Source organism: Comamonas sp. 7D-2, assembly GCF_022749555.1.
Taxonomy (GTDB): domain Bacteria; phylum Pseudomonadota; class Gammaproteobacteria; order Burkholderiales; family Burkholderiaceae_C; genus Comamonas; species Comamonas thiooxydans.
On the sequence record NZ_CP094238.1, the window covers coordinates 2,595,379 to 2,612,361 of the forward strand.

At 60.6% G+C, this 16,983-nt stretch carries 17 protein-coding genes; 9 read left to right on the plus strand and 8 right to left on the minus strand.

The window, feature by feature from the left end:
• The first annotated feature begins 19 nt into the window (after positions 1 to 19).
• A complete protein-coding gene (locus tag MPZ60_RS11915; RefSeq protein WP_242881728.1) occupies positions 20 to 1,933 on the plus strand; it encodes a potassium transporter Kup in 1,914 nt (637 codons plus the stop codon).
• Between the two features lie 51 nt (positions 1,934 to 1,984).
• Here the strand turns inward: MPZ60_RS11915 and MPZ60_RS11920 are convergent, their stop codons facing one another.
• Positions 1,985 to 2,314: a carboxymuconolactone decarboxylase family protein gene (locus tag MPZ60_RS11920; RefSeq protein WP_004340750.1), complete on the minus strand. Its 330-nt coding sequence runs from the start codon at positions 2,312 to 2,314 to the stop codon at positions 1,985 to 1,987.
• A gap of 126 nt (positions 2,315 to 2,440) precedes the next feature.
• Here MPZ60_RS11920 and MPZ60_RS11925 point away from each other — a divergent pair, with 126 nt between their 5' ends.
• The 3 genes from MPZ60_RS11925 (at position 2,441) to MPZ60_RS11935 (ending at position 7,833) form a co-directional block, all read left to right on the plus strand.
• Positions 2,441 to 4,201, plus strand: a complete 1,761-nt coding sequence (locus tag MPZ60_RS11925; RefSeq protein WP_080746078.1) for a VRR-NUC domain-containing protein — start codon at positions 2,441 to 2,443, stop codon at positions 4,199 to 4,201.
• Positions 4,198 to 6,606, plus strand: coding sequence for an ATP-dependent DNA helicase (locus tag MPZ60_RS11930; RefSeq protein ID WP_034352520.1), 2,409 nt, complete (start codon positions 4,198 to 4,200; stop codon positions 6,604 to 6,606). Before MPZ60_RS11925 ends, MPZ60_RS11930 begins: the two co-directional genes overlap by 4 nt.
• A gap of 99 nt (positions 6,607 to 6,705) precedes the next feature.
• Positions 6,706 to 7,833: a suppressor of fused domain protein gene (locus MPZ60_RS11935; RefSeq protein ID WP_034352524.1), complete on the plus strand. Its 1,128-nt coding sequence runs from the start codon at positions 6,706 to 6,708 to the stop codon at positions 7,831 to 7,833.
• 81 nt (positions 7,834 to 7,914) lie between these two features.
• Here MPZ60_RS11935 and tsaA read toward each other — a convergent pair whose 3' ends face one another.
• Both tsaA and MPZ60_RS11945 read right to left on the minus strand, forming a co-directional pair.
• Complete coding sequence (tsaA, locus tag MPZ60_RS11940) at positions 7,915 to 8,397, minus strand: tRNA (N6-threonylcarbamoyladenosine(37)-N6)-methyltransferase TrmO (RefSeq protein ID WP_034352527.1); 483 nt, start codon at positions 8,395 to 8,397, stop codon at positions 7,915 to 7,917.
• Positions 8,397 to 8,822 (minus strand): molybdopterin-binding protein, encoded by a 426-nt coding sequence (locus MPZ60_RS11945; protein ID WP_034352529.1) that lies wholly within the window; start codon positions 8,820 to 8,822, stop codon positions 8,397 to 8,399. Before MPZ60_RS11945 ends, tsaA begins: the two co-directional genes overlap by 1 nt.
• 145 nt (positions 8,823 to 8,967) lie before the next feature.
• On the opposite strand from MPZ60_RS11945, the gene MPZ60_RS11950 reads away from it, so the two are divergent.
• Positions 8,968 to 9,501 (plus strand): GNAT family N-acetyltransferase, encoded by a 534-nt coding sequence (locus tag MPZ60_RS11950; RefSeq protein ID WP_034352532.1) that lies wholly within the window; start codon positions 8,968 to 8,970, stop codon positions 9,499 to 9,501.
• 168 nt (positions 9,502 to 9,669) lie between these two features.
• On the plus strand, positions 9,670 to 9,951 hold the full coding sequence (locus MPZ60_RS11955; protein ID WP_034352535.1) for a YkvA family protein: 282 nt from the start codon (positions 9,670 to 9,672) through the stop codon (positions 9,949 to 9,951).
• A 57-nt stretch (positions 9,952 to 10,008) separates the two neighbouring features.
• On the opposite strand, the gene MPZ60_RS11960 is transcribed toward MPZ60_RS11955, so the two are convergent.
• Positions 10,009 to 10,209 carry a hypothetical protein gene (locus MPZ60_RS11960; protein ID WP_034384942.1) on the minus strand — a complete coding sequence of 67 codons (201 nt, stop codon included), beginning with the start codon at positions 10,207 to 10,209 and terminating at the stop codon, positions 10,009 to 10,011.
• A gap of 180 nt (positions 10,210 to 10,389) precedes the next feature.
• On the opposite strand from MPZ60_RS11960, the gene MPZ60_RS11965 reads away from it, so the two are divergent.
• Positions 10,390 to 10,800 carry a hypothetical protein gene (locus MPZ60_RS11965; RefSeq protein ID WP_034352538.1) on the plus strand — a complete coding sequence of 137 codons (411 nt, stop codon included), beginning with the start codon at positions 10,390 to 10,392 and terminating at the stop codon, positions 10,798 to 10,800.
• Between the two features lie 167 nt (positions 10,801 to 10,967).
• On the opposite strand, the gene MPZ60_RS11970 is transcribed toward MPZ60_RS11965, so the two are convergent.
• A complete protein-coding gene (locus tag MPZ60_RS11970) occupies positions 10,968 to 12,599 on the minus strand; it encodes an ATP-binding cassette domain-containing protein (protein WP_034352542.1) in 1,632 nt (543 codons plus the stop codon).
• A 168-nt stretch (positions 12,600 to 12,767) separates the two neighbouring features.
• Positions 12,768 to 13,685 carry a LysR family transcriptional regulator gene (locus MPZ60_RS11975; RefSeq protein WP_034352546.1) on the minus strand — a complete coding sequence of 306 codons (918 nt, stop codon included), beginning with the start codon at positions 13,683 to 13,685 and terminating at the stop codon, positions 12,768 to 12,770.
• 439 nt (positions 13,686 to 14,124) lie between these two features.
• Here MPZ60_RS11975 and MPZ60_RS11980 point away from each other — a divergent pair, with 439 nt between their 5' ends.
• Positions 14,125 to 14,547, plus strand: a complete 423-nt coding sequence (locus MPZ60_RS11980; RefSeq protein ID WP_034352550.1) for a VOC family protein — start codon at positions 14,125 to 14,127, stop codon at positions 14,545 to 14,547.
• Between the two features lie 115 nt (positions 14,548 to 14,662).
• Positions 14,663 to 15,292 (plus strand): DUF2625 domain-containing protein, encoded by a 630-nt coding sequence (locus tag MPZ60_RS11985; RefSeq protein WP_034352553.1) that lies wholly within the window; start codon positions 14,663 to 14,665, stop codon positions 15,290 to 15,292.
• Between the two features lie 87 nt (positions 15,293 to 15,379).
• On the opposite strand, the gene MPZ60_RS11990 is transcribed toward MPZ60_RS11985, so the two are convergent.
• On the minus strand, positions 15,380 to 15,919 hold the full coding sequence (locus MPZ60_RS11990; protein WP_034352556.1) for a DUF1697 domain-containing protein: 540 nt from the start codon (positions 15,917 to 15,919) through the stop codon (positions 15,380 to 15,382).
• A 333-nt stretch (positions 15,920 to 16,252) separates the two neighbouring features.
• Positions 16,253 to 16,960, minus strand: coding sequence for a hypothetical protein (locus MPZ60_RS11995; protein ID WP_187771860.1), 708 nt, complete (start codon positions 16,958 to 16,960; stop codon positions 16,253 to 16,255).
• Positions 16,961 to 16,983: the final 23 nt, after the last annotated feature.

The following is a 16,983-nucleotide window of genomic DNA, read 5'->3' on the forward strand; positions in this document are numbered from 1 at the left end:
TCACTGCAAAAGCATGGCTATGTCACAAAGCAAACACGGGCTTCAGGGGGCTGGGGACACGGGGCAGGGCAGCAGCCAGTCGGCACTGACATTGGCGGCGCTGGGGGTGGTATTTGGCGATATCGGTACCAGCCCGCTCTATGCGTTCAAGGAGGCATTTACCGGCGTCCATGGGCTGACGGTGGGCCACGAGAATGTGCTGGCCGCGCTCTCGGCCCTGCTCTGGGCCGTGATCGTCATAGTCGCCATCAAGTATGTGTGGGTTGTGCTCAGCCACGATAACGATGGCGAGGGCGGCGTGCTGGCGCTGACGGCACTGGCCCACCGCGTGATGGGCGATCAGTCGCGCCGCTCGCGCTTTGTGGTCGGGGCCGGCGTGTTTGCGGCCGCGCTGTTCTATGGGGATGCCATCATCACGCCGGCGATTTCCGTGCTCTCTGCCGTGGAGGGTATGAGCATTGCCACGCCGGAGTTCGAGCATTTCATCGTACCTATCACGATAGGCATACTGATCGGACTGTTTTCCATTCAGATGAAGGGCACCAGTGTGGTGGGGAGGCTGTTCGGCCCGGTCACCATTGTCTGGTTCCTTTGCATTGCCTGGGCGGGTGTGGCCAGCATTGTGCAGACGCCCATGGTGCTGCAGGCCGTCAACCCGCTGCATGCGCTTCGCTTCGCCGTGCAACACACGGACAAGGCCTTCTTTCTGCTATCGGCCGTGTTTCTTGCCATGACAGGCGCCGAAGCTCTTTATGCCGATATGGGCCACTTCGGCAGCCGGGCCGTGCGTCTGGGCTGGTATGGACTGGTGTTTCCGGCTCTGATGCTCAATTACTTCGGTCAGGGTGCTTTGCTGTTGCGCGATGCGACTGCGGCTAGCAATCCCTTTTTCTTGCTGGCCTCGCCGTCCTGGTTGCTGATTTTTGTGGTGCTGGCCACGGCCGCCACGGTGATTGCCTCTCAGGCGACCATCTCGGGGGCTTATTCCATGACGCTGCAGGCCAACCGTCTGGGGTATCTGCCGCGTGTGCGTGTGTTGCATACGTCCGATCAGGAACAGGGCCAGATCTATATTCCCAGTGTGAACTGGTTGATGCTGCTGGCCGTGATCGCGCTGGTGCTGGCCTTCAAGTCCTCGGGAGCGCTGGCGGCGGCCTATGGCATTGCCGTGTCGGGTACCATGCTGATCACCACCATGCTGGTGGGCTTTGTGGTCTATCTGGGGCGCAGCCGAGCAAGAGCCGTGACACTGGCGGCGCTGGCCTGTTTTGCGGTGCTGGAGATAGGCTTTTTTGCCTCCAACCTGACCAAGCTGGAGCAGGGCGGCTGGCTGCCGCTGACTCTGGGCGCCATCATCTTCATCGCGCTGACCACATGGCGCGACGGTACCCAGCTGGTGGCCGAACATCGCCGTCGCCTTGATATTCCCATGAGCGATCTGATGAGTTCGCCCATGAGCGGCGTGCCGGTGGTGTCCGGCACGGCCGTCTATCTGACTTCCGACCCCAAGCTTGTGCCGAATGCGCTGTTCCACAATCTCAAGCATTTCAAGGTCAAGCATGAGCAGACGGTATTTCTCCACGTGATCAACGAGAACACGCCCTATGTGCATGATGGCGAGCGCCTGCAGCTGAAGCCCATGTGCAATGGGGTCTGGGCACTGGACATGCATTTCGGCTTTCGCGAGCAGCCTGATATTCCGGCGGCGCTCCAGCGGATTGCACCGGACGCCGATGGCGAGATACCGAACCTCGACCCCATGAAGACCAGCTTCTTTGTGGCCAGGGTGCAGGTGGTGGACGGGCCAGGCGGTCTCTCGGCCTGGCGCTGCGCTCTGTTTGGCTGGATGTCTCGCCAGTCGGCCAGTGCGGCAACTTATTACAAGTTGCCAGCCAACCAGGTGGTGGAGCTGGGCACGCAGGTTGTGCTTTGACGGCTAGGTATGGCTAGCCAGACATGCGCTGGCTGCTATCTTTTTAGAACGTTACTCGTCCAAAGCGTCCAGAGCGCGAGCCGAGTAGACCATGGCGGCGCCTGCATTCAAGGCCACAGCCACACCCAGGGCTTCGGCAATTTCTTCTCGGCTGGCACCAGCTGCCTTGGCAGCCTTGGTATGCACGGCAATGCAGCCGTCGCAACGCGTGGTCACGCCCACGGCAATGGCAATCAGCTCGCGTGTCTTGGCATCGAGATGGCCGGTCTTCCTGCCCGCACCGGACAAGGCCTTGTAGCCCTCCATGGTGCCTGGGCTCAACTCGGAAAACTCTCCCAGCCTGCCTGCTAATTCCTTGCGGTATTCGTTCCAGTCCAGCATTGCCTGCTCCTTGTTGAATGAAGCATTGATTGTGTGCCACTGTCACCGGGCATTCAAGTCGCAAGCGTTTCGTCCGCTGATCGGCAATCCTGGGTTCGGAGGAGTCTGCAGGGACTTATGGGCTGTATGAAAATACAGGTTTCATGGTCGGCATCCAGCCGTCTTTTCCCCGAGCATTTTGTGAGCGTCACCGTGACCGCATCCCAGGCCGCCATTCTTCCGCCGCACCGCTTCTACTATCTGCACAACTTCCAGCAGGCGCTGGATTGGCTGGCGCAGCGCTATGGAGATCTGCTCAGTGAGCAGGAGGCTGATTTCATTGCCGACTTTGCGCGCTTGCCGCAGAACTCCAGGGCGCTGCTGGTACGCATGCTGATGCGGCGCGGGCCCTGGTTTCGAGCCAGCAAGCTGGCCTACGAGGAGATTCCGGTGACGGGCGACGCCGCAGCACCTTTGCTGGAGCGTGGCTGGCTCAGTACCACCGAGCCCATGGAGGCGGTCGAACTATTCGGCCTGCACACCAAACCCGAGCTGCTTCAGATCTTGACTGGCTTTGAGCTGTGCTCCTCGATGCGCAAGGCCGAGATGCTGCAACTGTTGGCTGAGAGGCAACCCGAGCCTCGGCCGTATGCCGTCTGGCATCCCGAGGCCGTGGAACCTGTCTGGCGCGTCATGGTGGACGAGCTGGGAGAGCGTCTGCGGCTGATGTTCTTTGGCAATCTCTACCAGGACTGGTCGGAGTTCGTGCTGGCCGACCTCGGTATTTTCCGCTACGAGCCGGTGGCGCTGGATGCTGACTCGCGTGCATTTCAGCGCCGCGAAGATCTGGACTTCTATCTGGAGATATCGGCCCGGCGTCGGGACCTCGACGAAGGCGTGGAGCCGGCACAATTGCTGCCTGCGCTTATTGAAAATCATAGCGAGAACCCATGGCTGGACATGCGCCGGGCCAAGGTTCTGCTGAAGCTTGGCCAGATGTGCGAGAGGCTGCAGGACTGGCCGCTGGCGGCTCAGGCCTACACGGCCAGCTGCTATGCGGGTGCACGCCACCGTCATATTCGCGTGCTGGAGCGCATGCAGCGCTTTGATGAGGCACTGGCCCTTGCCAGCCAGGCGCAAGCCGCGCCTGAAAGCGAGGAGGAGCGCCAGCGCGTGGCGCGCATGCTGCCGCGTCTGAGCCGCAGCCTGGGACTGGGGGCCACGGGGCGCCAGCCAGCTCTGGCCCCGGCCGTGGCGGCCCTGCGCTGCGATGTGCTGCTGGACCGACCCGCCCAGCCCATGGCGGTGGAGTACGCGCTGCAAGCCCATTGGCATAGTGCTGATGCGCCCGTGTTCTATGTGGAGAATGCGTTGGTCAACTCGCTATTCGGTCTGCTGTGCTGGCCCGCCATCTTTGCGCCGCTGCCGGGGGCGTTTTTTCATCCCTTCCAGAGTGGGCCGGCCGATCTGGGAGCACCGGATTTTGTGCTGCGCCGCCAGCCTCTGTTTGATGCCTGTCTGGCCGAGCTGGAGGACGGTTGCTACCGGGCCACGATTCGCCAGCGTTTTGTCGACAAGCAAGGGGTTCAGTCACCGTTTGTGTTCTGGGGCTCATTGACGCAAGAGCTGCTGGAGCTGGCGCTCGATTGCATGCCTGCCGCCCATCTGCGGACTCTGTTCGCGCGGCTGTTGCTGGACCTGAAGGCCAACCGCACCGGCTTTCCCGATCTGGTGCGCTTCTGGCCCCTGCGGTCCGATGCCGGTGCACGCTATGAGCTGGTGGAAGTCAAAGCGCCGGGTGACAAGCTGCAGGACAACCAGATTCGCTGGCTGGCCTACTGCAAGGAGCAGGGCATTCCTGTGCGCGTCTGTCATGTGCAGTGGCGCGACGACGGTGGCACGTCATGAAGCCTGCGCTTAGCGTGGCAGTACGCACGCTGTGCGAGTTCACGGCGCGCGGCGGCGATCTGGATCTGCGCTTTACGCCCGCGCCCAGTGCGCTGGAGGGCATGGAAGGGCATGCCGTGGTGCAGAAACGGCGTGACAAAGTGGGTGGCTACGAGGCGGAGCTGGCGCTCAGCGGCTGGTTCGAAGAGCTGCAGGTTCGCGGCCGGGCCGATGGCTTTGATGCCGTGAAGCAGCAGCTCGAAGAGATCAAGACCTACCGGGGCCGGCTTGACGGCGTGCGTCCCCATCATCGGGCACTGCATTGGGCCCAGGCAAGGGTCTACGGTCATTTGCTGTGTCAGGAGCGCGGTCTTGAGCGGATCAATCTGGCGCTGGTCTATTTTCAGATCGGCAGCGCAGAGGAGACCGTGCTGGTGGAGGAATGTTCTGCCACCGAGCTGCAAGCCTTTTTCGAATCGCAATGTGCCCGCTATCTCGCCTGGGCACGCAGCGAGGCCGCCCACCGTCAGGCGCGTAATAAGGCCATGGTGCAGCTGAGATTTCCCATGCCGGCCTTCAGAGCCGGGCAGCGGGAGCTGGCCGTGGCCGTCTACCGCACGGCCCATGCCAGCGAAGGAGGTCGTTGCCTGATGGTCCAGGCCCCGACAGGTATCGGCAAGACTTTGGCCACGATTTTCCCTTTGCTCAAGAGCATGGGAGCCGCCATGGGCAAGGGGGCCACGGATTCAGCAGGGCTGGACAAGCTGTTCTTCCTTACAGCCAAGGGGACTGGACATGGGCTGGCACTGCACGCACTGTGGCAGCTGCAGCAAGCTTTGTCGGCATCGGCATCGGCATCGGCATCGGCATCGGTTGCGCCACTGCGTATCCTGGATATGCAGGCGCGCGACAAGACCTGCGAGCATCCCGACAAGGCCTGCCATGGAGAGTCCTGTCCGTTGGCGCGCGGTTTCTTTGACCGACTGCCTGCGGCCAGGCAGCAGGCGCTGCAACTGCCGCTATGGGATGCGCCATCGTTACGGACTCTGGCCCTGGAACATGGCATCTGCCCCTATTACCTGTCGCAGGAGTTGGCGCGCTGGGCCGATGTAGTGGTGGCCGACTACCACTATTACTACGACAGTGCCTCCATGCTCCATGCGCTGGCCTTGCAACAGGAGTGGCGTGTGGGCGTGCTGGTGGACGAGGCACACAATCTGCTGGAGCGCGCGCGCAGCATGTACACGGCACCGCTGTCCCAGTTTGATCTGGCGCAGGCCCGCCAGGCCGCGACCGGAGCTGTCAAAAAGGCACTCGATGCAATGCAGCGCCAGTGGCAGGCGCTGAACAAGGCCCAGGATCAGGCCAGTTACCAAAGCTACGAGAGCATTCCTGATGCACTGCTGGGTACCGTGCAGCGGGCCGTAGGTGCAATAGCGGATCAGCTGGCTGAGCAGGAGATAGCCGGCCATGCAGCTGCAGTGGGGCAGCCCGCACTTGCCGATGATGCCTTGCTGGGTTTTTACTGGGAACTGCTGCATTTTCAGGCACTGGCCGATCAGTTCGGGCCGCATGCGCTGTTTGATATTCAACTGGCCACGCCGCCGCAGCGTGCGGGCAGAGTGCGTACGCCGGCATCCACGCTGTGCATTCGCAATGTGGTGCCCGCGCCGCATCTGGCGTCACGCCATGAGGCGGCACAGGCCACGGTGCTGTTTTCGGGCACGCTGAGTCCGCCCCAGTTCTACCGGGACCTGCTGGGACTGCCTGCCGATACTGCCTGGCTGGATGTCCCGTCGCCGTTTGCGGCCCGGCAGCTGCAGGTGCATATCGCACGCCATATATCGACACGCTGGCGGGATCGCGAGGCATCGCTGATCCCCATGGCCGAGTTGATCGCGCAGCAATATGCGCGTCAGCCCGGCAACTATCTGTGTTTTCTCAGCAGCTTTGATTATCTGCAGCAATTGGCCGCCACCCTGGAGCGGCTGCAGCCGCAACTGCCGCTGTGGCTGCAGCAGCGTGGCATGGACGAGGCCGGGCGTGCCGAATTCCTGGCCCGCTTTGTCGAGGGTGGTCAGGGCCTGGGGCTGGCCGTGCTGGGCGGGGCATTTTCCGAAGGCGTGGATCTGCCCGGCAGCCGTCTGATCGGTGCTTTTATTGCCACGCTGGGTCTGCCCCAGCTCAATCCTGTCAACGAAGCCATGCAGCGTGCCATGGATCAGGCCATGGGAGTGGGGCTGGGCTATGACTACACCTATCTTTACCCGGGCTTGCGCAAGGTGGTGCAGGCGGCTGGCCGGGTCATACGCGGCGAGAACGATCGTGGCATTCTGGTGCTGATGGACGATCGCTTCGCGCGCGCCGAGGTGCGTGCACTGTTGCCTGCCTGGTGGCAGATCAAAGGGGTCGACCGAGGTTTCTGAACGCATGGTTGCCAGAAACGCTCGCTCACATCTCCGTTTGTAATCCCGCTCGAACGGCTTTCGCCTGCCTTGATACTTGGGGCAAAGGAGAAAAAGGCCATGAATTCCCGCGAAACCTACGACTCTCAAACCCACGCTGAAGGGCAAGAGGGCAGCCAGGGATGGGATGCAATCGATGGGGCGCTGCAGGCGGTTTATGGTGATCAGCAGCCCGCGCATTTCGGGACGCTGATCAAGTTTCGTCTTGGAGGAGAAGAGCCGCTGGACGGCGTCAGCGTCTATCGCAGCGAGCAGGGCGTGCCTCACTGGCACTATGTCAGCTATGGCTTCAGCGACCTGTATGGTGATCTGGACGACAGCTACGACATCGCTCCAGGCAAGCCCAGTGGCTATGGTTTCGAGCTGAGCTTCAGGCTGATGCGTGCTGCCAGCGAGCAGGAGCCGCCTAGTTGGCCTGTTAACTTCTTGCAAAATATTGCTCGATATGTATTTCGCACCGGCAATGTGCTGGCCCCCGGCCACTGGATGACGGCCAGCGGCCCGATCAAGGCCGATGCCGACACGCTGCTGACCGAGATGGGCTTTGTGCAGGATCCCGAGCTGGCGGCCATTCACACGCCCTATGGTGACCTGATGTTTCTGCAGCTGGTGGGGTTGACCAGTGACGAGTTGCGCGAGGTACGCCGCTGGAATGTGCTGGGAGCGCTGCAGTCCCTGCAGAGTTATATGCCGCTGTGGATCACCGATCTGGCCCGGCCCAGTCTGCATGACTTGCCCGATATGCAGGCCGCCATCGATGCCGGGGCGGCAAGAGAAGGCTCCAAGACGTGCGTGCTCTACAACGATGTGCTTGGCTTCAGTCATCGCAAGCGTCTGCTGCGCAGTCCCCAGACCGTGATTCGCCTGGGCAGCCTGGGCGTGCGCGATCTCAAGGCCATGCTGCCTGCTCGCCTGCCCCATGGTCGTCCGCTGATTCTGGCAGGCGATGGTTCCACGCTGGAGTTGGTACCTGCCGGCGACAGTGAAGGCGGGATGCTGGACTGGCATAGCGACCATGAACTCAAGCTCAGCCTGACCCAGGCTCAGATGCAGGCCTGGAAGCAGGCCGTCAAGGGACGCGACGGCGAGTACACCGTGCCCGGACTCGATGGTCTGGTCTGGCAGGTCAAGAGCAGTGTGGTGACGGATAGCCAGGGGCGCGTGACCGGCAGGTACGAAGAGCGCTAGGTACCATGCCATGCATCAAGTAGCTGCATGCGCTTTGGAGCTAGACGCATCAACTGTTCCAGCTCGGAAAACAAATAGCTCTTAACGCATGCGCTCGTCGGAGAGTCTGTCCGGCAACTGATCCAGCCCTCTGGCAAACCAGCCTATGCGTTCTGTCTCGCGCACATCCAGCTGCGGTACATAGGGTTTGATGTCGAGCACGGGCGTGCCATTCAGCATGTCGTTACCGCGGAAATGCAGCCAGCATCCGTCCATGCCAAGCAGCTCGACAATGGACAGACCAATGCGGTTGGGTCTTGCCGGTGCCCTTGTGGCAAAAACGCCATGGCTGCTGGTGTCCATAAAGGGCACGACTTCCAGCTTTTCCGTGGCCTCATGCAGGTGCGTGAGCAGGATCAGGTATTGAAACTCCTGCACATCGCGCAAGCCTGCGGCAAAAGGTGCAAAAACCTCGATCTTTCCCTCATGCTGCTGGGCAGCCACGGTCTGTATGGGCATGCCCACGGCATGCTTGAACGGGCTGTGTACACGGCCTATGGGCTGCAGAACAATGGATTCGTTCATCAGGGCAGCACCGCCAGCACGACCTGAGAAGCCTTGAACAAGGCCGTAGCCGTCCTGCCCACGGCAAGGCCCAGGTTTTCGGTGCTTTCCTGGGTGACCATGGCCACCACCTGCAGGCCCCGGGCATCTATGGTCACTTCGGCATTCACCGCTCCGGGCTTGATTCGGGTGATCTTGCCGTTGAGCTGGTTGCGCGCCGAGAAGCGCACGCCTTCGCAATTTGTCACCACCATCACGGACGGCGCCTTGACCATGGCGATCACCGTACTGCCGGCCTTCAGGCCCAGGCTGACGGCACTGCCATGCGTGATGGTCGCCACCAGCTCCGCATTGTGCTCGGTACGGATCTGGACCTCATCGGTGACGATGCCGTGGCTGATATGGGAGACACTTCCCTTGAACTGGTTGCGTGCGCTGCTTTGCATGAGGGTTTCCTGAAAATACCAACGGGAAGGAAGCTGAATCTATTCTTATAGCACCCGCGCCTGTGCAGTTAAACGCTGAGCAGGCCACGACTGCTTGGACCTTGCCCATAATACCGACTCTGATTTGGGTGCCTGAGGCCAAGAAATGAGTGATCTGAACATCGTGCAATGCACGCACGAACGCCACGCCGCTGCGATTCTGGACATTTTCAACGATGCCATCGTCAATTCCACGGCGCTCTACGACTACCAGCCGCGCACGACACAAAACATGGTCAGTTGGTTCGATGCCAAGCGTGCAGGCGGCTTCCCCGTCATCGGCATTGAGGATGCGCAAGGCCGGTTGCTGGGCTTTTGCAGCTGGGGAGGTTTTCGCGCCTACCCCGCCTATAAGTACACGGTTGAGCATTCGGTCTATGTCCATCCACAGCACCGGGGCCGAGGTTTGGGGCAGCAATTGATGGAACTGCTGATTGCCGAGGCCAGGCAGCGTGGAGATGTGCATGTGCTCGTCGGTGCCATCGACGCCGCCAACGCGGGCAGCATTGCACTGCACAAGCGGTTGGGTTTCGAGTCCGTGGGACTGATGCCCCAGGTGGGCTTCAAGTTCGGCCGCTGGCTGGATCTGGCCTTCTACCAGCTCACGCTGCAGACGCCGGAACACCCGATCGACGGTTGATTTGCTGTCAAATCAGGAGCATCAATCTTTTCGATAAAAGGATTGATGCTTTGGGGTTTCGGCTCTTGGATACATTCTGTGGCAGACCGGCAATGCCTCGCTCTTGCCATTGTCCAGTTCGACCGCAACTGAGGATTCGGTTTTTTCACTTTTGCTGGAGTGACTGCTATGTGGAAACTGGGTCGTGCGCTGTCACGCTTTCGCAAAGAGCTGCTGCTTGCCTGGGCCGTGCTGCGGGACCCGCGTTCGCCCAAGGCGGCCAAGCTGGTCACCGTGCTGGCGGCGCTCTATATCGTCAGCCCCATAGATTTCGTACCCGACAGCATTCCCATTCTGGGCTGGCTGGACGACGGCCTGATCGGCTTCTTGCTGCTGCAACTGGCTTTCAGGTTTCTGCCGGCCGAGCTTCTGGCGTCACTGCGCGAACGCGTGGGCACCAAGGTCGGCTAAGTTGCAATCACTACAACCATAGCGACCAGCGCTGATGCATCAGCGCTGGTCGCTTTTTTACAAGCCCGCCAGACCTTGGATGCCCAGAAATTGAAACGGTGCCAAGGGCTTGAGTTCTGCCGTGGCATTGCCCGAAGAGGCATGGCTCTGGTCTGCGCCCAGCTCAAGCTTCCTGACCTTGTCGGTTTGCGGGTTGAAGTCCAATGCCTTGAGATTCCCCCAGAGGGCATGGGGCGTGGGGCCGATTCGAAAATACACATCTTGCGCTGGTGCTCTGACACCGTGCTCCAGGAGGGCGAGATATTGGGCTGCTCGCGCGTGCCGGTGTCGTAGGACACGAAGACATGCGGATCACACGGAATATGCAGGATGACTGCTTTGATTCTCCAACACGATTTCAGTCGTGGCGATGGCAAGCAACTGGCATACTGAACTCTCATGATCGCAAAGCCCTTGTTCTCCTTTTTGCTGCTGGCGCTGACAGGTCTGGCGGGCTGCAACTCTGGCGAAGCCCAAGCACCTCTGAGCAAACAGGCGCAAGCCACGCGCGATGCAGCGCCGGAGCAGGTCTTCAAGGGCGTGCTGGCAGGCCAGCCGGTGTTCCTGTTGGTCCACGATTGCGAGGTCTTTCTTGTGGAGCCTCTGGAAAAAGGCGAAGTCCGCTGGGAAAAAGTACTGGCGCCCGAGCCATACCCGTTCTTCACCTCCTGCCAGCGTCAATCCATCCGCTATGAGGAAGGCGTGCTTCGGGTCACACTGGGACGCATGGCCTTTGGTGCGGGCGGTTGCTGTGCCACGGGTGGTGACTATCGCTCCACGGACGGAAGAAGCTGGAAAAAGACCTCCTGAACCCCTGAGGTCGAAATCAGGGGCAAGTAGATGAATGGTCCGGGAGCTTGGAGGTGCCTTGAGCATTGCCGAACCGGGGGCAGAATGCACGGCGTTGCACAACCGAGATTCAACCGAGGGCTGGCCTTGCCAGCCGGTAGTGACCGTGACAGGGCCGGTTGCAGCGATCAGAGCGTTGTCAATGTCCATGTTTCAGCGGCAAAGCTCAGCTGGTGCGTCAACTTCAGCGCGCGGAGCAGCATGGTGTCGTGCGAAACGATAATTAGCGTGCCCGCGTATTGGCACAACATGCTCTCCAGCGCCTGCAGGGATGGCAGATCCAGGTGGTTGTCGGGTTCGTCCAGCAGCAGCAATTGCGCCGGCTCGTCACGGTAAAGCGCGCAGGCCATGGCGGCCTTGAGGCGTTCACCACCGCTGAGTTGCCCGCTAGGCTGATCGATATGGCGCGCATCCAGCCCGACTTGTGCCAGTCGCATACGTTGCAGCGACTCGGGCGTGCGCGGACTGGCGGCCAGTAACTGGCTCAGCACGGGTGATTCGGCTTGCAACAGACTCTGGTGCTGGTCCAGCATTGCAAACGGCGTTTTCAGGCAGCACTCGCCCGTCAGCGGTTGCAACTGCCCAGCCAGCAGTTGCAACAGCATGGACTTGCCGCAGCCATTGGGGCCGCTAACGGCCATGCGCTGACCGGCACGCAGCACCAGGTTCAGAGGAGGGTGCGGCTCAACATGGGGCAGTTGCACATCACGCAGCTCGGCAACGATGCGGTCTCCCTGGCTCCTCGGCTCTTGAGGCGCATGCCAGTGGATGCCGTCGGCCTGCCAGTCCACCTGGCGCTGCAGTGCCTCGGCGGCCTCGCGCACGCTTTGGTTCAGGGCTTCGCGCGTTGAGGCCTGCTGGGTGGTCAGCTTGCCGCCCGAACTCTGGGCGCGTTCCTTGCTTGCGTCCAGCAGAATCTTGGCCTGGTTGCCGTTCTTTCCCTGCTTTTCACCACGTGCCTGCCTGCGACTCTGGCGTTCCTGCTGCGTGCGCAAGGCTTGCTCGGCGCGGCTGCGTTCCAGCTTGAGGCGGGCCAGCTCGTCTTGTGCATTCTGGCTTTTCTGGCGCTGGACTTCTCTATAGAAAGAGTAGTTTCCTCCATAGATGTTGATTGCGCTGGGGGTCAGTTCCGCAACGGAGTCCATGACCTCCAGCAAGACTCTGTCATGGCTGATCAGCAGCAGGCCGCTGCTCCATTGCTGCAGTTGCTGCGCCAGGGCAGAGCGGCTGGCAGCGTCCAGATGATTGCTGGGCTCGTCCAGAATCAGAAAGTCGGCCTGGGACAGTTGTGCACCCAGCAGCGCCACGCGCATGGCCTGGCCGCCACTGAGCTGGCTGGCAGGTGTTTGCGGTGCCAGCGGAGGCAGGCCGATCCGTTCGAGCTGCATCTGAAACTGCTGACGTATGTCCCAGCGCTCGGCTAGCAGTTCGTAGTCGCTGGCTTCGCAGCTGCCTTGCTCAATACGCTCCAGTGCCAGCAGCGTGTCGCTCAGGCCTGCCAGTGCAGCGATGCTCAGATCTGGACGGGATGCCAGAGGGTTTTGCGGCAGATAGTGAATGCGACCCGCACACGTTACGCCGCCGCAGCCGGGAGGCAGCTCGCCAGCCAGAATGCGGGCCAGTACGGTTTTGCCCACGCCATTGCGGCCCACCAGCGCCGTGCGCTGTGAGCCGAAGCTGCAGCAAAGATTGGAAAAGAGCGGCCGCCCATTGGGCAGTGTGTAGGAGACGCCATGCAGCGTCAGGCGAGCTTCTGTCATAGAACCATGGATGGGTTGATGCCTAACATCCCCAGGCTGCACATGTGGACGGCAGCGATTGGGAGGAGGGGAGGTGGCCGTCAATCAGACGGCGGCATCAATGGCGCATGGGTGAAGAGCCTCGTTGGAAGGTTGAAGTGGTCGATTTTAGGCAGTGCGGCGCTGAGGTCAAGCAAGGCGTGGCGTGGATGCCGCTGCCTGATTGCCGAACTTCGCCAGCACCGCCAGCACGCTGGCGACCGCAGGGTTCAGCGTTGGCAATTGGCGATGGGCGATGGCCATGGGTCGCATCAAGGTGGGTGACAGGTGCCGTATCTGCACGCTGCTCTGTTGTTGCTGCTCTTCCATGGCCTCCAGCGGCAGCAGGGCTGCAGCCTGACCGGCTGCCGCCAGGCTTTTGAGCGCCTCGGTATAGGTCAGCGCAATGAACGGGCGAGGACTCAGTCCTGCCTGACCGAACCAGCCGGCAATCAGTCCATGCATCTGCGTGGCGGACGCAAAGCAGGCCCAGGGGCGACTTGCCAGCCATTCGGGGCTGACCCGTTCGGGGACCTCCCAGGCGGCAGGCAATAGTGCCACCATGGGATCGTTACGCCAGGGCGTGAGCATGATCTCGGCGCTCTCCGCCTGCGGGCTGGCGACCAGGCCGATATCGAGAGTTCCGGCCTTGAGGCGCTGCATGGAGTCGGCTGAGCCCACAGCCTCCAGCTTGATGTCAATGCCCGGGCTGTGACGGCTGAGGGCGTCGAGCATCAGCGGAAACAGCCGAATATTGACCCCGGCCGATACGCCTACCTTGACCAGCCCGGCGCGGCCGCTGGCGTGACGCTGCACCTGATCGATCAGGTCGTCGCCGGCCTCGAGCAGCTTGCGTCCTTTCTGCACCAGCACCTGGCCGGCCGATGTCAGCTCCGCCTGGCGCCTGCCGCGCAGCAACAGCGTGGCGTTCATGCGTGCCTCCAACTCCTTGATATGCAGGCTGACCGTGGGTGGTGCCAGATGCAGCGCCTGGGCTGCTGCGGCAAAGGTGCCGAGATCGGCGATGGCAATCAGCGTCTGCAGCTGATCGAGGTTCAGGTTTCGCATGGACTTTAAGTCAGATTTTCTGAACTGAATGCTCAGATCATTCAACTTTACAGATGTTTGGCCGCCAAAGACTATTGGTCGACCATGAAAAATCATCGAATTGAAGACCGCGGCGCGGGATATGACGCATTGGATGGCGGGGCTGCAGCTGCGCCCGCACACAGGCTTGAAGCGGCAGGGCCCGGGGAGGCCCGCGCATGGCGCTGGCTGGCACAAGTCCGGAATTGGCTGGAGCGCGCCGAGGCGCGAGTAGGGGCGGGCTTCAGAGTGCCACCCAATGGAGGGTGAGGAGGAGGCCGGCATTCTCGGGGATCGATTACTCCTGGCTGCTGTGTGGCATGCTTCTCAGGCGATCTCAGCTTCTGCATATCGGCTGCTTTTCAGCACCAGGCCAGCGCTATATTTGTGGACCGCTGTTTTGCAGAGTCCTTGAGAGCTTATGTTGCTGAAGCAAATTGAATCCGTCGTGCTGTTTGTCCAAGATATTGATGCCACTGCTATCTGGTATGCCGAATTGTTTCAGACCGAGGTGCAATATGAGAATCATCACTACGCTTTTATCCGGACACCGGGTTGCCTGATTGGTTTCCATCCGCAGGACAGTAAGTGTCCGGGGGGAGCCGGCGGGGCGACAGTCTATTGGGAGGTAGCTGATCTGCAGGATGCGATACGGAGACTTGAACAAAGAGGGGCAGTTTTGTACCGAGGTCCTATTGTCACAAGCCTTGGTGCAACTGCGGCAATGCTGCTTGACCCCTTTGGTTGCACCATAGGGCTGAATCAGTCACACCCTCATTCCGCGCCAGCGCTCCAGACATTGCCAAGCGTCAGCCAGCAGCTGGAGTCGCTGCCTGGCGAATGAGCCATCAAGTCAATGTCGAGCCGAGCATCGATTTGAAGCCTTTCACGAGACTTCTGGATACCAAGATCAAATGTCAGAATTCCGATGTTGTTGACTTTTGCATCAAGGGAGATCGATGCGTGCACTGGCAGAACTTTTGGAGCGCGACGAGCCGGCCTTGTCGCTGATACAAGCTTGGGCGCAGGACACGAGCATTCCTGTCGAATGTCTTCCTCCGTCGGCTCAGAGAGACTCGGTGTTGCTTGCTTTGCAGGTCACGACACGCTCGCCGCTGGGGGCCATGGCTCATGGAACCGGTGGAATTCTCATCGACGGGGGCTGGCTCAGAATGCTGGGCTCGGGGCATCCCAGGCTCACACGCGATCTCGCGGCGTGGAATCGCGCGCGTAGCAGCGGATTTTTGCTGATTGCCGACGATGCGGTGGGTGGATTCTTTGCCATCAATGGCGGGGCCTTGGGCGAGGATCTGGGGGCTGTCCATTACCTGGCTCCGGACACCTGGGCCTGGGAATCGCTGGAGATGGGGCATACGGCTTTTGTGCAATGGGCTTTCACAGGTGGGCTGCGCGACTTCTACCGTGATTTACGTTGGGAAGGCTGGGAAGCCGAGGTGGCCGGCATGGGGAATGATGCTTGCATGAGCTTCTATCCCTTTCTCTTCACGGAGCAGGGCTCCGTACATTCGAGTGCGCGTAAACCGGTACCGGCAGCAGAACACTATGCATTCATGAGCAAGAGTGGTTAGAGAGAGCCGGCCTGAGCCAAGACAATGGAGGAGACGTCAGTGGATGTACCGCTTTCTCCGCCTGCGTGCGACCGGCTCAAGCGGCTATCAGCGCTTTTTCCGTGTCGCAACCTCTTGGCGTGCTGTCGCCATTTCAACCAATTGGGCAATCGTGTTGATATTTCTGGCCGTACCTTGGGCAGCTGCTGCAATCCTGAGCTTGGAACTGCCCATTCCTGCACCATAAGCCACATAGATCTCTCGCCGTCCCAACTGAAGTTGTTCGTCCTTACGGCCTTTGATCTGGGTCAGCGCGTCTGTTGGTGGTGCTTCATCGAGAAAGATGGCAACAGTGCGGTTGCCCGGGGATTCGGGAAAGGGGTTGTTGGCCAGCACCTCCGTCATCTCCCGGGCCGTGCGCACGATGACATCCACGGGCTTACCCGCGTAACTGGCCAGGCGTCGCTCCAATGTCGACTTGAGCTGCTGCTCGGTGCAATCTGCATCCAGCACCACATTGCCGCTGGCAATATAGGTCTGTACCTGCGCAAACCCTTCGGCCTCGCACATGGACTTCAACTCCGTCATGGGGAGTTTGCCGGTTCCGCCGACATTGACGGCCCGCAGCAGAGCGACATAGATGGGCATGACTGATAAATGGAGCGGATCTCGAAGGGGCAGGCGGAGAAATCCCGCACGATGTGACGGAGCACCAAGGCGCAAAGAGGATGCTAGCGTATCGCAACAGCCCGCGAGATTGGGGTTGCCTGGATGGAGAGGATTCAGGAGGACTTGCAGTCCACAATGGATCAGGCTGAGATGGATTTGTCCTTCCACGAGACAGAAATTCCACAGCAGCACCAACCGTGCTTGGCTTGGGGCAAAGCCCTAGTCATTGCACGGATTGCTGCTGCATTTCACAGAATTCGCCCAGGCTCAGGCTGCCCTTGTGTCCCCCGCCGGGATTGGCCTGAGCGCTTGTCAGTTCGGATAGAGGCTTGCCGTTTGCCTGGACTCGATTGCCTGCTCGAGACTGGTGCCAGAAACGGCCTGCGCGGTAGACGGTGCAGGACGGCCTTGTGCTGAAGCATCCGGCCCATAGTGGTTGCGGCGCTCATCTGCAGTCATGGATTGCGGGCATTTCGAACCCGTGATCTCCAGTGCCACGCGAGCGGCGGGATCCATGCAGTCCATTGCCAGCGAGGCTGCCTTCATGCCCTTGTTCCAGAGCTCACGGCTCATTTTCAGGCGTTTGCAATGCTCGTCCGTCCAGGTTGTGCCGAAGCTCACGCCAAAGCCAGGGCCGTTGGCACTGCCGCTGCTGCTGCCCATGCAGGTGTCATTGCTGGTCGTGAGATTGGGGCCGTTCACGCTGGGAACGTTCTTCACGGTGTAAGTACCGCTGTACTCGACGATGTTCCTGGATGTCCCGGATACCGTGCTGTTCAGATTCTGGGTAGTGGTTCCGCTGGTCGTTATGTTTTGATCCGAGCTTGAAGTCGACCTGCTTTCGATGCTGGATACCGATCGACTGTCCGCCGCAGCAACCGGATTGACGATGGTGATGGACTGATTCTGTTGTGCTCCCACTGCGGAAGAGCTGGAGAGGCTTTGTGCACGGCTATCGGCATTCTGCGCAAAACTGCACAGAGGGACACAAAGGCTTAGCAAGGCTATTGAGGCTTTCATGCTGTTTCTCCTTTGTCCCCGAG

Bases quoted from the DNA above. Each gene is read 5' to 3' on its own strand.
- MPZ60_RS11930 (WP_034352520.1), top strand. From the start codon at position 4,198: ATGAAGCCTGCGCTTAGCGTGGCAGTACGCACGCTGTGCGAGTTCACG.
- MPZ60_RS11955 (WP_034352535.1), top strand. From the start codon at position 9,670: ATGTGGAAACTGGGTCGTGCGCTGTCACGCTTTCGCAAAGAGCTGCTG.
- MPZ60_RS11950 (WP_034352532.1), top strand. From the start codon at position 8,968: ATGAGTGATCTGAACATCGTGCAATGCACGCACGAACGCCACGCCGCT.
- MPZ60_RS11915 (WP_242881728.1), top strand. From the start codon at position 20: ATGTCACAAAGCAAACACGGGCTTCAGGGGGCTGGGGACACGGGGCAG.
- MPZ60_RS11975 (WP_034352546.1), bottom strand. From the start codon at position 13,685: ATGCGAAACCTGAACCTCGATCAGCTGCAGACGCTGATTGCCATCGCC.
- MPZ60_RS11970 (WP_034352542.1), bottom strand. From the start codon at position 12,599: ATGACAGAAGCTCGCCTGACGCTGCATGGCGTCTCCTACACACTGCCC.
- MPZ60_RS11985 (WP_034352553.1), top strand. From the start codon at position 14,663: ATGCGTGCACTGGCAGAACTTTTGGAGCGCGACGAGCCGGCCTTGTCG.
- MPZ60_RS11980 (WP_034352550.1), top strand. From the start codon at position 14,125: ATGTTGCTGAAGCAAATTGAATCCGTCGTGCTGTTTGTCCAAGATATT.
- MPZ60_RS11925 (WP_080746078.1), top strand. From the start codon at position 2,441: ATGAAAATACAGGTTTCATGGTCGGCATCCAGCCGTCTTTTCCCCGAG.
- MPZ60_RS11920 (WP_004340750.1), bottom strand. From the start codon at position 2,314: ATGCTGGACTGGAACGAATACCGCAAGGAATTAGCAGGCAGGCTGGGA.
- MPZ60_RS11945 (WP_034352529.1), bottom strand. From the start codon at position 8,822: ATGCAAAGCAGCGCACGCAACCAGTTCAAGGGAAGTGTCTCCCATATC.
- tsaA (WP_034352527.1), bottom strand. From the start codon at position 8,397: ATGAACGAATCCATTGTTCTGCAGCCCATAGGCCGTGTACACAGCCCG.
- MPZ60_RS11965 (WP_034352538.1), top strand. From the start codon at position 10,390: ATGATCGCAAAGCCCTTGTTCTCCTTTTTGCTGCTGGCGCTGACAGGT.
- MPZ60_RS11995 (WP_187771860.1), bottom strand. From the start codon at position 16,960: ATGAAAGCCTCAATAGCCTTGCTAAGCCTTTGTGTCCCTCTGTGCAGT.
- MPZ60_RS11990 (WP_034352556.1), bottom strand. From the start codon at position 15,919: ATGCCCATCTATGTCGCTCTGCTGCGGGCCGTCAATGTCGGCGGAACC.
- MPZ60_RS11935 (WP_034352524.1), top strand. From the start codon at position 6,706: ATGAATTCCCGCGAAACCTACGACTCTCAAACCCACGCTGAAGGGCAA.